At 61.6% G+C, this 12966-nt stretch carries 14 protein-coding genes; 9 read left to right on the top strand and 5 right to left on the bottom strand.

From position 1 onward, the window contains the following. Positions 1-24 precede the first annotated feature (24 nt). The 3 genes from ACMXYJ_RS21860 (at position 25) to ACMXYJ_RS21850 (ending at position 3144) form a co-directional block, all read left to right on the top strand. Complete coding sequence (locus tag ACMXYJ_RS21860) at positions 25-1338, top strand: MFS transporter (RefSeq protein ID WP_415756877.1); 1314 nt, start codon at positions 25-27, stop codon at positions 1336-1338. A gap of 16 nt (positions 1339-1354) precedes the next feature. Beyond that, on the top strand, positions 1355-2476 hold the full coding sequence (locus ACMXYJ_RS21855; protein ID WP_415756876.1) for an NAD(P)/FAD-dependent oxidoreductase: 1122 nt from the start codon (positions 1355-1357) through the stop codon (positions 2474-2476). A gap of 71 nt (positions 2477-2547) precedes the next feature. Further along, positions 2548-3144, top strand: coding sequence for a DinB family protein (locus ACMXYJ_RS21850; protein WP_415756875.1), 597 nt, complete (start codon positions 2548-2550; stop codon positions 3142-3144). On the opposite strand, the gene ACMXYJ_RS21845 is transcribed toward ACMXYJ_RS21850, so the two are convergent. Together ACMXYJ_RS21845 and ACMXYJ_RS21840 are read right to left on the bottom strand one after the other, a co-directional pair. Beyond that, positions 3065-3985, bottom strand: a complete 921-nt coding sequence (locus tag ACMXYJ_RS21845) for a LysR substrate-binding domain-containing protein (protein ID WP_415756874.1) — start codon at positions 3983-3985, stop codon at positions 3065-3067. The genes ACMXYJ_RS21850 and ACMXYJ_RS21845 overlap by 80 nt on opposite strands. Positions 3986-4166: 181 nt before the next feature. Beyond that, on the bottom strand, positions 4167-5066 hold the full coding sequence (locus ACMXYJ_RS21840) for a LysR substrate-binding domain-containing protein (RefSeq protein ID WP_008156947.1): 900 nt from the start codon (positions 5064-5066) through the stop codon (positions 4167-4169). Positions 5067-5184: 118 nt separating this feature from the next. On the opposite strand from ACMXYJ_RS21840, the gene ACMXYJ_RS21835 reads away from it, so the two are divergent. The 3 genes from ACMXYJ_RS21835 to ACMXYJ_RS21825 are packed head-to-tail and all read left to right on the top strand — an operon-like array spanning position 5185 to position 7439. Then, entirely contained in the window at positions 5185-6201 is a 1017-nt protein-coding gene (locus ACMXYJ_RS21835; RefSeq protein WP_415756873.1) for an aldo/keto reductase, read from the top strand. Positions 6202-6203: 2 nt separating this feature from the next. Beyond that, positions 6204-7001 (top strand): SDR family NAD(P)-dependent oxidoreductase, encoded by a 798-nt coding sequence (locus ACMXYJ_RS21830; RefSeq protein ID WP_415756872.1) that lies wholly within the window; start codon positions 6204-6206, stop codon positions 6999-7001. A 27-nt stretch (positions 7002-7028) separates the two neighbouring features. After that, positions 7029-7439, top strand: coding sequence for an SRPBCC family protein (locus ACMXYJ_RS21825; RefSeq protein ID WP_415756871.1), 411 nt, complete (start codon positions 7029-7031; stop codon positions 7437-7439). Positions 7440-7481: 42 nt separating this feature from the next. On the opposite strand, the gene ACMXYJ_RS21820 is transcribed toward ACMXYJ_RS21825, so the two are convergent. Next, positions 7482-8783, bottom strand: a complete 1302-nt coding sequence (locus ACMXYJ_RS21820; protein ID WP_415756870.1) for a sensor histidine kinase — start codon at positions 8781-8783, stop codon at positions 7482-7484. Beyond that, complete coding sequence (locus ACMXYJ_RS21815) at positions 8780-9520, bottom strand: response regulator (protein WP_033060285.1); 741 nt, start codon at positions 9518-9520, stop codon at positions 8780-8782. The genes ACMXYJ_RS21820 and ACMXYJ_RS21815 overlap by 4 nt, the downstream gene beginning before the upstream one ends. 305 nt (positions 9521-9825) lie before the next feature. Between ACMXYJ_RS21815 and ACMXYJ_RS21810 the strand changes: the two genes are divergently transcribed. The 3 genes from ACMXYJ_RS21810 (at position 9826) to ACMXYJ_RS21800 (ending at position 11781) form a co-directional block, all read left to right on the top strand. After that, positions 9826-10089, top strand: coding sequence for a DUF2790 domain-containing protein (locus ACMXYJ_RS21810; protein ID WP_415756869.1), 264 nt, complete (start codon positions 9826-9828; stop codon positions 10087-10089). Between the two features lie 48 nt (positions 10090-10137). Beyond that, positions 10138-10350, top strand: a complete 213-nt coding sequence (locus ACMXYJ_RS21805; protein ID WP_415756868.1) for a hypothetical protein — start codon at positions 10138-10140, stop codon at positions 10348-10350. Between the two features lie 219 nt (positions 10351-10569). Then, entirely contained in the window at positions 10570-11781 is a 1212-nt protein-coding gene (locus ACMXYJ_RS21800) for a cytochrome c biogenesis protein DipZ (RefSeq protein WP_415756867.1), read from the top strand. 9 nt (positions 11782-11790) lie between these two features. On the opposite strand, the gene ACMXYJ_RS21795 is transcribed toward ACMXYJ_RS21800, so the two are convergent. Further along, the gene (locus ACMXYJ_RS21795; protein WP_415756866.1) at positions 11791-12783 is read right to left on the bottom strand and encodes an AraC family transcriptional regulator; all 993 of its coding nucleotides are present in this window, start codon (positions 12781-12783) and stop codon (positions 11791-11793) included. Positions 12784-12966: the final 183 nt, after the last annotated feature.

Genomic DNA, 12966 nt, shown 5'->3' with positions numbered 1-12966 from the left:
TTCACAACAATAAGAGCGCCCCTCATGAACAATCCGAGTGCCGAAACCCTGCGGCTGACCGCCGCGTCCGCAACCGAGCGCCCCACCAACGTGCGCTGGCGGATCTTCCTCATCATGTTGCTGTTGACCGCGATCAACTACATCGACCGCGCCTCGCTGTCGGTGGCCTTACCGCTGATTTCCAGTGAGTTCCAGATTCCGCCAGCGCTGGAAGGCTTGATGCTCAGCGCGTTTTTCTGGTCCTACGCATTGATGCAGATACCCGGCGGCATGTTATTGGACCGTTTTCAGACTCGCCGTGTGATCGTCATCGCGACCGTCGCCTGGGGTGCCTTTCAAGCCCTGGCCGCCGGCGCGCACAACTGGATCACGCTGCTGATCACCCGCATGGGCCTGGGCATTGCCGAGTCGCCGATCATGCCGGCCGGGGCCAAGCTCAACGGCGCCTGGCTGACGCCTAACGAACGCGGACGCGGCGCGGTGCTGGTCGATGGCGGTGCACCGCTGGGCAGTGCCTTCGGCGCGATCATCATTGCCGGCCTGATCGGCTGGTTCGACTCCTGGCGCATCGCCTTCGTGATCGCCGGCGTCGGCACCATGCTCGCCGGCGTGCTGGCCTGGAAATACATCCGCAACCATCCCAGCGAACACCCTGGGGTGAATGCTGCGGAACTGGCGCACATCACCGAAGGCAATATCAAAGTCAGCCAACCCGGCGCGGTCACCAGCATTCCGCTCAAGGAGCTGCTCAAGGATCGTTCGGTGCTGGCGATGTTCGCCGGTTACTGCTGCATTCTCAGCGTGTTCTACGGACTGCTGACCTGGATGCCGAGCTACCTGCACCAGACCCACGGCCTGAACATTTCGAGCATGGGCGGGGCGACGTTCCTGATCTTCATGTGCGGTTTTGTCGGCGAGCTGGTCGGCGGTTATCTCGGCGACAAATGGAAATCCAGCGGCGCCTCGCCCAATCTGGTGATGCGCAGCATGTTCAGCGGCTCGGCGCTGGTGGCGGCCCTGTGCATGCTGGCGGTGGCGTATGCGAGCGAGGCCAGCAAAGCGATCGGCTTGCTCTGTGTGGCGATGTTTTTCATTCGCTGGTGCGGCATGTACTGGTGCATTCCGTCGATCCTCGGCGGCACCTCGAAAACCGGCGTACTGGCCGGCACCATGAACTTCTGCGGGAACATGGCCGGGGTGATCGTGCCGATCCTGATCGGGCTGATCGTGCAGTTCACCGGGTCGTACTTCCTGGTGCTGATCTTCTTCGTGGTCATGGCCATGCTGCTGGCGATATTCTCCAGCCTGATCGATTATCGGGAACGAGGGCTGGCGTGAAAGGAGCGGAGGGCAGGTGAGCGTCGATATCGAATGCGTGGTGGTCGGGGCCGGTGTGGTCGGGCTGGCGGTCGCCAGAGCCCTGGCCCGCAGCGGGCGGGAAGTGATCCTGGTCGAGGCGGGCGAGGGCATTGGTGTGGGCATCAGCTCGCGCAATTCGGAAGTGATCCACGCCGGCATTTACTACCCGAGCGGCAGCCTCAAGGCGCAATTGTGCGTGGAGGGTAAGCAACGCCTTTATGCCTTTTGCGATGAGCGCGGCGTCGATTATCGGCGCCTGGGCAAGCTGATCGTGGCCACGGATGACGGTCAGTGCGCGGCCTTGCAGAAGTTGTTGGCGCAGGGTCGCAGCAACGGCGTCGATGACCTGCAATGGCTGGATGCCGAACAGGCGCGGGAACTTGAGCCGGCAGTGTCCTGCGTCGCTGCGCTCTGGTCGCCGTCTACCGGGATTGTCGATTCCCATGCCTTGATGCTGGCGCTTCAGGCGGATGCCGAGGCCAGCGGCACGTCGCTGGTTTTTCATACGCCACTGGCGTCGTCCCGTTGCACCGAGCAAGGTTTCGAACTGCAGATGGGCGGCGCCCAACCCATGACCTTGAGCTGTCGCGAGTTGATCAATTGCGCCGGACTGTCCGCGCCTGAGGTGGCGAGCCGGATTGAAGGTCTGCCGTCGCAGCATGTTCCCGAGGCACGATTGTGCAAGGGCAGCTATTTCAGTTTCAGCGGCCGGGCGCCGTTCCGGCATTTGGTGTATCCGGCACCGGAGAGCGCAGGGCTGGGCGTGCACATGACGCTGGATCTGGGCGGCCAGGCGCGCTTCGGGCCGGACGTCGAATGGGTCGATCACGTCGATTATCGTGTGGATCCACGCCGAGCGGATGGCTTCTACGAGGCGATCCGGCGCTACTGGCCGGCATTGCCCGATAACAGCCTGCAACCGGCCTACAGCGGCATCCGCCCGAAAATCACCGGGCCGACCGAACCGGCGGCCGACTTTGTCATTAGTGGCCCGGCTGAGCATGGTGTGCCGGGGCTGGTGAACCTGTTCGGAATCGAATCGCCGGGCTTGACCAGTTGCCTGGCGCTGGCCGATCGGGTGACGACGATACTAGCCACACCACGAAGTGACCGGTAATCAGCGTTTGCAATGCCGCTCGCCCTGAGGGCTATGCTTGGCAGTGCGCCCATCACAATGGGAGACCTCCAATGATCAACGTACGCACTGCCCGCATGCTTGCCGATTACAAACGCTGGGCCAATCAACGCCTCTTTGACAGCCTGGCCGCACTGCCGCCGGGTGAGGTCAATAAAGAGCGCGTGTCGGTGTTCAAGAACATGATCGGTACCCTGAACCACATCTATGTGGTGGACTGCATCTGGCGAGCCCACCTCGAAGGCCGAGGGCACGGCTTTAAAACTTCACACGATCTGCTGCACCCCGACCTCGCCGAGTTGCGCCTGGCACAAAAGGACATCGATCACTGGTACTGCGACTGGAGCGAACGACAGACCGATGCCTCGCTGGATAAACCCGTCGAGTTCAGCTTTGTCTCGGGGGAAAGCGGCATCATGAGCGCCGGCGCGATACTGATGCATGTGGTCAATCACGCCAGTTATCACCGCGGCTGGGTGATCCAGATGTATTTCGAGATCCCGGTCATGCCACCGGTCACTGACCTGCCGGTATACCTGCGCGAAACCGACCCCGCATCTTTCCAATCGGTTAGTGCTCCGGTAGCGGCGCCGACATGTGTTGGGCAATTCGCGAGCGCAACCAACGTTCTGCCGGATCGTTATCGTTGACGCCGTTCCAGACCATGGACAGTTCGGACAGGTTGATGTCAAACGGCGGGTCGTCGGCCCGCAGCTGGCTGCTGCCTTCGATCAGCGCGCACGCCGCGTAATCCGGCACCGTGGCGAGCATGTCGGTGCCGGCCAGCAGGGCGCGCAGGCCGGCGAACTGCGGCACCGCCAGCACCACCCGGCGTGAGCGGCCGATGCGCGCGAGGTCGCTATCGATGGCACCGGTCAAATCCCCGGAAAACGACACCAGCGCGTGAGGGCGTTCGCAGTATTCATCCAGGGTCAGGGTGCCGGGCCGGTCATCGCCGCGCAGGATCTTGACGCTCAGGTCGCGCAGCTTCTTGCGCTTGGCATTGGCCGGCAGCTCCGTGGTGTAGCTGATCCCGACGGAAATTTCCCCGCTGGAGAGCATCGATGACATCAGCAGGAAATTCACCCGCCGCACCACCACCACAATGTTCTGCGCCTCTTCGCGTATTTGCTTGAGCAACGGCGGAAACAGGCCGAACTCGGCGTCGTCGGACAGGCCGATGCGAAACACATCGCGGCTGGTGGACGGGTCGAAATCCTTGGCCCGGCTGACCGCGCCAGAGATGGTGTCCATCGCCGGCTGCAATTCCTTGAGGATCGCCAAGGCACGCTGGGTCGGCTCCAGCACGCGACCGTTACGCACCAGCAGCGGGTCGTCGAACAGGTCGCGCAACTTGGCCAGTGAGGCACTGACGGCGGGCTGGCCGAGAAACAGCTTCTCCCCGGCCCGGGTCAGGTTCTTTTCGAACATCAGGGTTTCGAAAATCACCAGCAGGTTCATATCGACGCGGCGCAGGTCGTTGCGGTTCATCCGGGCTTCTCGCAGGAATTCGGGGTCTTTTCAGTAAAGCACCAAACGTGTGGCGAGGAGGCAAGCGCCTTCGCCACACTAACCGATCGTTCCCACGCTCTGCGTGGGAATGCCTCAAGGGACGCTCCGCGTTCCAGCTCGCGAAAGGGACGCGGAGCGTCCCGGGCTGCATTCCCAACGATCATGTGGCGGGGCCGGGCTCGGTCAGCACCTTCCTGAACGTCTCCACCAGCGGTCGCAAATTGATCCGGTGCCACGCGGCCCACAGCGGCGTGGTGAAGGAAATCCACGGCACTTCCCGCAGCACCACGCCGGGCGGTGCGTTGCGGCTCAGGCCTTTCTGGATCATGGCGATGCCCAGCCCCGATGCCACCAATCCCAACGCGGTAAACGGTTCAGTGGCTTCCATACGAATGTCCGGGGTGAAACCGGCGCGGATGCAGGCGCTGACGAAGTCGTCGCGGCTGGCGGCGTCCTGGCGGGGTTGCACGCCGATCCATTCCTGATCGGCCAGGTCTGCCGGGGTCAGTGTTGGGTTGTTCGCCAAAGGATGGTGCTCGGGCAGGGCCAGCAGCATCGGATCGTCCAGCACTTGAAAACCCAGCAGGTCCGGGTCGTCGGCGACGGGCGGTTCGCTGACCAGTGCGATATCCAGACTACGCTGACGCAGGCCTTCGAGTTGTTCGGCGGAATTGAGGTTGTACAGCGCGACGTGCACGTTCGGCCGGTCGACCCGCAGCACCCGCAAGGCATTGGGTAAAACGCCGGCGTGCATGGCGTTTTCGATGTAGCCGATGCACAGGCCGCCTTCTTCGCCACGACCGAGGCGCTTGCCCAGGGATTCCAGGCGATTGGCGTGGGTCAGCAGGGCACGGGTTTCCGCCAGGAAAGTCTGGCCATCGCGGGTCAGGCGAATGCGTTGCTGGCTGCGTTCGAACAGGGTCAGGCCCAGGCGCTCTTCGAGTTGGGCGATCTGCCGGCTCAGGGGCGACTGGGAAATGTGCAGGCGTTCGGCGGCGCGACCGACGTGTTCTTCTTCGGCGACGGCGACGAAGTAGCGCAATTGGCGGATGTCGATCATGTCAGACCTCTAGGGACTCAAGTGCTGCGTATTATGTCTTGGACGGTCCGATCATCGCAATCTAGCATCTGCTCAACGGTCACCTCTGCTGACCTCTGAAACTGACGAGGATTGAATCATGAGCTTGAAAGACAAACTGCCCGGCGCGCTGGGTTTCGGCACCGCCCCATTGGGCAACATGTTCCGCGCCATTCCTGAAGAAGAGGCGATGGCCACCGTCCACGCGGCCTGGGATGCCGGCGTGCGTTACTTCGACACCGCGCCGTTTTACGGGTCGGGCCTGTCGGAAATTCGTCTGGGCGCCGCGCTGGCCCAGTACAACCGCGATGACTATGTGCTGAGCAGCAAAGTCGGCAGGGTCATTCTCGATGAAGTTGAAGATGCGGCGGCCCGTGACTTGGGCGAGAAGAGCGGTGTGTTCGAACACGGCCGCCCGAACAAGATCGTCAACGACTACAGCGCCGACGCCACGATGCGCTCCATCGAAGACAGCCTCAAGCGCCTGCAAACCGATCGTCTGGACATCGTCTGGGTGCATGACATCGCTCAGGACTTCTACGGCGATCAATGGCTGGAATACTTCAACCAGGCCCGCACCGGTGCCTTCAAAGTGCTGACCCGTTTGCGCGAAGAAGGCGTGATCAAGGGCTGGGGCCTGGGCGTGAACAAGGTTGAGCCGTGCGAACTGACCCTGGATCTGACCGAAGCCCAGCCGGACGGTTTTTTGCTGGCGGGTCGCTACACGCTGCTCGACCACGATCGTGCGTTGCAACGTCTGATGGACGCCGCGTTGGCGCAGAATGTCGAGATCGTGGTCGGTGGTCCTTACAGCTCGGGCATTCTGGCCGGTGGTGCACACTTCGAGTACCAGAAAGCCAGCCCGGCGATCATCAACAAAGTTGAGCACATCAAGCGCATCGCTGCCGCGCATGGTGTCGACATCAAGGCAGCTGCGTTGCAATTCTCCCTGGCGAACCCGGCCGTGGCGGCGGTGATTCCAGGTTCCAGCCGTCCGGACCGGATTGCTGAAGACGTTGCCGCGATGTCGGCCGTCATTCCCGCTGCGTTCTGGCAGGCGATGCGCGACGCGAAACTGGTGTCCGAACGTGCGCCATTGCCGATTATTGGAGGTTGAGCATGAAAATCGATCTGACTGGAAAACTCGCCATTGTCAGCGGTAGCACCGCCGGTATTGGCCTGGGCATCAGCAAGGCGCTGGCCGAATCCGGCGCCACGGTGGTGGTGATCGGCCGCGAGACGCCCAAGGTCGACCACGCGCTGGCGAGCATTCGCCAGAGCGTGCCGGACGCGCAGTTGCGTGGCCTGACCGCAGACCTCGGCACGGCCGAAGGCGCCGAGTTGTTGTTCGCCGCCGAGCCACGGGCGGACATCCTGGTGAACAACCTCGGGATCTTCAACGACGTGGATTTCTTCGACGCACCGGACAGCGAGTGGACGCGTTTTTATGAGGTCAACGTGATCTCCGGCGTTCGCCTGTCACGCCATTACGTGCCGGACATGGTCAAGCAGGGCTGGGGCCGGGTGATTTTCCTGTCCTCGGAATCCGGAGTCGCAACACCGGCCGACATGATCAACTACGGCGTGACCAAAAGTGCCAATCTGGCGGTGTCCCATGGTCTGGCCAAGCGGCTGGCGGGCACTGGGGTGACGGTCAACGCAATCCTGCCTGGCCCGACGTTGACCGATGGCCTGGAGCAGATGCTCAAAGACGCCACCGCCGAATCCGGCCGCAGTGTTCGGGAAGAAGCTGACGCCTTCGTGCGCAAGGCCCGGCCGAGTTCGATCATCCAGCGTGTGGCGGATGTTGAGGAAGTCGCGAATCTGGTGGCTTATATCGCCTCGCCGCTGTCGTCGGCGACTACTGGCGCGGCTTTGCGGGTTGACGGCGGCGTCGTCGACAGCATGGCAATCTGAACCTTATTGATTGAGAGAGAATATTTCATGGCTACAGCATCAGCATTCATCGACATCCCGGCGACCGCCGACCAGGTTTGGCAATTGATTGGCGGCTTTGACTCGCTGCCGGACTGGCTGCCGTTTATTCCCAAAAGCGAGCTGAGTGAAGGCGGCCGGGTGCGTAGCTTGCAGACGGCGGACGGGGCGGTGGTGGTTGAGCGGTTGGAGGCGTTTGATAACGCTGGGAAGACTTACAGTTATTCGATCTTGCAGGCGCCGTTTCCGGCTACTGACTATCTGGCGACTATCAGTGTTGAAGCGCAGGGGCAGGGCGCGCGAGTGACCTGGTCCGGGCGGTTTTCACCTGTCGGGGTGAGTGACGGGGAAGTGGTGGCGCTGTTTACCGGTATCTATCAGGGTGGCCTTGAGGCCCTGCGGGCCAACTACCCGGCCTGACCCTGAGCTGATCGTTCCCGCGCAGAGCACGGGAACGATCAGCTACTGAGCCGGCAATCTAAGCTCCGCGCACAACCCACCTCCCTCGCGATTACTCAACGTCAACGATCCCCCGATCGCCAACGCCAACTGCTGCGCAATCGCCAACCCCAACCCGGTTCCGCCGGTACTGCGGTTGCGCGAATTCTCCACGCGATAAAACGGTTCCATCACCTGAGCCAATTCTTCCTCGGCAATCCCTGGCCCGCGGTCCATCACCTTCACCGACAAACTGCCGTCAGCCTTCGCTTCCACCCGCAATTCGGCGGCGCCAGCGAACTTCAATGCGTTGTCCGTCAGGTTCACCAGCACCCGCCGCAAGGCGTGCGGCCGGGTGTTGATCACCGCGTCACTTTTACCGCCCAGCTGAACGTCTTTGCCCATGTCCTGATAGTCGAACACCAGGCTGTCGAGGAACGAATCCAGATTGGTGCGGCGACTTTCCTCGGTGGCGCCATGCACGCTGCGGGCATAGGCCACGCCTTCGCGCACCAGGTGTTCTATCTCGCCAAGATCATTCCAGAGTTTGTCTTTCTCGGCGGAGTCGTCCATGAATTCGGCGCGCAGTTTCATGCGGGTGATCGGGGTTTGCAGGTCGTGGGAAATCGCCGCCAGCAGTTGCATGCGCTCCTTCAGGTAAGCGGCGATGCGCGCCTGCATCGAATTGAAGGCCATGGCGGCATGCGCGACTTCGGTCGGGCCTCTCTCATCCAGATGCACCGCGTGGGTGTTGGGGTCCAGGGTCTCTACCGCTTGGGCCAGGCGGGTGAGGGGGCGGATGGCGATTCTCACGGCCAGCCAGGTGCAGATGAGCATCAGTGCCAGTTGCCCGAGCAACACGATGGGTAACCACGGCGACAACGGCACCATCGAGGGACGCACGTCGATGGTCACCGGGCTGCCGTCCGCCAGTTTTAGGTGGACCTGAAAATGTTTATCCGGCCCGGGGATGTCGGTCATCGTCATCGGGTAATCCTTGCCGATAGCCTCTTTGATCGACGTCATCGCGATTGGCGAATCGCTCATGGGCATGCCCGGCGAGCCTTCGTTCAACAAATAGCGGTAGTTACGTCGATCCAGTTGTTGCAGCCAACTCATGCGTTCTTCAGCCGGCAAGCGGTCGAGGATGGCGATGGAGGTCGAGACGTCGGTTTCCAGATTGCCCAGCATGGTGTTCTTCGTGCTTTCGTAGCGCTCGTAGTATTGCGCGCCGAAAGACAGCGCCTGCGCGAGAATCAAGCCGATCAGGAAGATCAGCGACAGCCGCGAGGCGAGGGTGCGAGGCCAGCGCATCGAGAGGTTCATGAGGGCGCCCCGAGCACTTCCACCGGCAGGGAAAACACATAACCTTCGCTGCGCACGGTTTTGATGTAGGCCGGTTCGCGGGCATCGTCCAGCAAGCGCTGGCGCAAGCGGCTGACCAGCAAGTCGATGGAACGGTCGAACAGGTCGGCATCGCGGCCTTGGGTCAGGTTCAGCAATTGATCGCGATTGAGCACCCGCTGAGGGTGATCGAGGAATACCCGCAGCAACCGATATTCCGCACCACTGAGCGCGACCATCGTGCCGTCTTCATCGAGCAAGTGCCGGGCCGAGGTGTCCAGGCGCCAGCGCCCAAAGGCCAGCAAGCGACCGCTTTCGGTGACCACGAGGTTGGGCGGCAGCATCCGCGTGCGGCGCAATACGGCGTTGATTCGGGCGAGCAGTTCACGGGCGGCGAATGGCTTGACCAGGTAATCGTCGGCGCCCATTTCCAGGCCGATGATGCGGTCGGTTTCATCGTTGCGCGCGGTGAGCATCAGCACCGGCGTGGCCTTGTGTTTGCCGGCACGCAACTCACGGCACAGCATCAGGCCATCGTCGCCCGGCATCATGATGTCGAGCACGATCAGGTCCACCGGGGTGGATTCCAGGAAGGTGCGCATTTGCCGTCCATCCGCCACGACGGTGGTGCGCAGGCCGTTTTTCTTCAGGTAGTTGCCTACCAGCTCCCGGATCTCGCGGTCATCGTCCACGATGAGAATGTGATCGACGTGTTCCATTTGGCCAGGCCTCTGTAGGTGGGGGATGTCGCGCAGTCTATCGAGCCTTGGCCCGCTCGCCCGCAGTCCTTTGTATTGCAGTGTATCTGGCCTGTCGGCGGATACACGTGGACGCAAAAACACCCATTTTCAGGGCTTTTGTATCGCTGTGTATCCCGGCCCGGTTTTGATACGTACCGATTTACACGCGCCTGTTTCCGACACAGTCGGGATACCTCGCGGGCTTCTAATAGGTTCCATCGAGGCAAATCAAATCGCCTCGGCCCACTAAACGATTGACCTATTGAAGCCTTGAGGAAACCACCATGAACACCAAAGCCGTCTACGCCGCTTGCCTGTTTGCCGCCCTGAACATCTGCACCTTGTCGGCCCGCGCCGAAGCCGATGTCACCGCTAAAACCTACACCTACGGCTCGCACCTGGACATTAAGAAAGTGGTGTCGCTGAAGCAGGATGCCTCGACTTCCTGTGGGGTTGTGGATGCCCAGCTGACTTACCTGGATTCGCATAACAAAACCCAGGTTCTGGACTATCGCAAATTTGCTGATGGCTGCAACTCAGACAACTGAGTGCTGCGCTGACGCATTGCCCATCCCAATTGAAACAGGAAGAACATCATGAACAACGTCACCCGCTTTTTGACTGCCATTGCCTTCTCCGCGGCTGGCGCCGCTGCCCATGCCAACGCGGCTGTTGAACAGAAAAGCTGCGGCAGCGCGACTTGCTTCCAGCTGACGCCGGTGGGGGAGAAGGGTGGGAGCGCTTTTCTGGCAGAGGATGGTTCGGGCCGCACGCAGCAGGGGCAGTTGCTGGATACCCAGACTGCTTGAGGGTGTCAGTGAGAGCCACCCCTCACCCCAGCCCTCTCCCCAGTGGGAAGAGGGGGAAAGGGGGCGGATCTCCATGCTTTTCAAATCTTGAGTTCGACTCGGTATTACACGTCGCAGCAGCTCGGACAAACCACTTGGTCAGTCCCCTCGCCCCTCTGGGGAGAGGGTTAGGGTGAGGGGTGGATCTCGAGCCGAACCGCCATATTCAAAGGTGATCCCATGTTTCTCATCGCTTTCCTGGGCGGCATATTGACCGTCCTCAGCCCCTGCATCCTCCCGGTCGTGCCATTCCTGTTCGCCGGTGTTAAACGCACACGTTCCTCGATCCTGCTCACCCTCGGCGGCATGGTCCTGACCTTCGCCCTGATCTCCAGCCTGGCCGTGGTCAGCAGCGAGTGGGTGGTACAAGCCAACAATACCGGTCGCCACGTAGCGCTGATCGTGATGACGGTGTTCGCCCTGTCGCTGATTTCCGCCCGTGTCGGTGACTGGTTGGCCCGTCCCTTTGTGGCGTTGGGTAACCGCCTCGATCCGGACACCCGCAAAATGTCCGGTCCGCTGGGCTCGGTCATGATCGGTGTCGCCACCGGTCTGCTCTGGGCACCGTGCGCCGGGCCGATCCTCGGGGTCATCCTCACGGGCGCCATGCTGCAAGGTGCAAACGCTCAAACCAGCCTGTTGCTGGTGGCGTACGGCCTGGGCAGCGCATTGTCCCTGGGCACCTTGATCTTCGCCGGTCGCGGCTTGGTCAATCGCTTGAAAGCGTCGATCCCGGTCACCGGTTGGCTGCGTCGTGGTACGGGTGTTGCGGTGCTGGCGGCGGCGGCGATGATTTCCACTGGTGCCGACAAAACACTGCTGGCCGGTACTTCGTCCGAAGGCGTCAGCAGCATCGAGAAAAGTGTGTTGGAAACCGTACCGAAAGTCGTCGATTACTTCGTCAGCAAGGTCAATGCAGACTCGTCCATGGACAACGCCAAAGGCGCCATGCCGTCAATTTCCGGCGCAGTGCAATGGCTTAACTCGCCGGCCCTGACCAATGAGTCCCTGAAAGGCAAAGTGGTGCTGGTGGACTTCTGGACCTACGACTGCATCAACTGCCAGCACACCTTGCCCTACGTGAAAGACTGGGCGAAAAAATACGAGAAGGATGGCCTCGTGGTGATCGGCGTCCACACCCCTGAATACGGTTTTGAACGCATCATCGACAACGTCAAGGATCAGGTGAAAAAGCTCGGCATCACCTACCCGGTGGCCATCGACAACAACTACGCGATCTGGCGCAATTTCGACAACCAGTACTGGCCGGCTCACTACCTGATCGATGCCAAGGGTCAGGTGCGTTTCACCCACTTTGGTGAAGGCAGCTACGGGACTCAGGAGAAAGTGATTCAGCAGTTGCTGGAAGAGGCTAAAGCACCCGCTGCGTAACACTTCAAATCAATGGCTCACAGGCTGCGCGCCGTGGGCCATTGGTTTTTTCTCCTGACTGCGCCGCCACGCTGCCGGTGGCGCTCCATACTCTCGACGAAACGCCCGACTGAACGCCGTGTCGGTCTGGTAGCCCACCTCTTCGGCAATCCGCATCAACGAACTGTTACTGCTGCGTAACAGGTTGGCCGCCAGCAACATCCGCCATTGCGTCAGGTACTGCATCGGCGAACTCCCCACCAGTTGCTGAAAGCGCTCCGCCAACACCGATCTTGAAGTGCCGGCAGTGCGCGCCAGCTCATCCAGCGTCCAGGCGTGACACGGTTTTTTGTGCAGCGCGTTGAGGGCGGCGCCGACAATCCGGTCGCCCACCCCCGCCAGCCAACCGGTGCGACCTTCGCCCTGTTCGTGCATGTACAGGCGCAGCACTTCGATGAACAACACCTCGGCCAGTTTCGCCAGCACACCTTCGCCGCCGGGGCGGGGCGAGCGCGCTTCGGCCAGCGCATAACGGACCGACGATTCCAGCCAGATACCGGCATTCGAGCCGCGCACATTGACCCGGACCACCGCCGGCAACCCGGTAAGCAACATCCCCGCCAACCGCGTATCGCACGCCAGATAACCGCACACCAACCGTGTTACCGCGCCGCCACCGCCATAGCTCAATTGCCGTGGACGGCGCGCCAGTACCACGTCCAGCCGCGCACCCTTAGCGGGCGCGAGCCCCGGTTTAGAGCTCATGCGATGGGCGTCTCCCTGCGGGAAAACCACCACATCACCGGCCGTCAGCAGGAGCGGGGGATCATCACCCAGTTCGACATAACACTCGCCTTCGGTGATCAAGTGGAAGATCACCACGCGTTCGGCGCCGGGCTCCAGAAACGGCGCCGCCGTGTCGGCGCTCGGCGACTGGTAGCACCAGGGGGCAGTGAACCTGGCATTGATAAAAATCGCGCCGACCAGGCGGACGACGCGCAGCGTCTGGGACAGGGCGTCCATGATGGTTTTCCCGTGTGGGCGGCTGCTTTGGGTGGTGAGCTTGATTGTGAGCCTGTCGCCGCAAACTGTGAAATCTCCGGACGATCGGGCAGGGTTGGCCGACGATCGGGCAGGACGCCAGCGTTGCCCGGCGCGATAGTTGGCACACAGGGTCTGCCGACCCTGTCATCAATAACAAGAATG

Origin of the sequence: Pseudomonas arabinosi, from assembly GCF_047758675.1 — a bacterium.
In the GTDB taxonomy this organism is placed as follows: domain Bacteria; phylum Pseudomonadota; class Gammaproteobacteria; order Pseudomonadales; family Pseudomonadaceae; genus Aquipseudomonas; species Aquipseudomonas arabinosi.
This window is presented reverse-complemented; position numbering and strand designations above follow the sequence as displayed.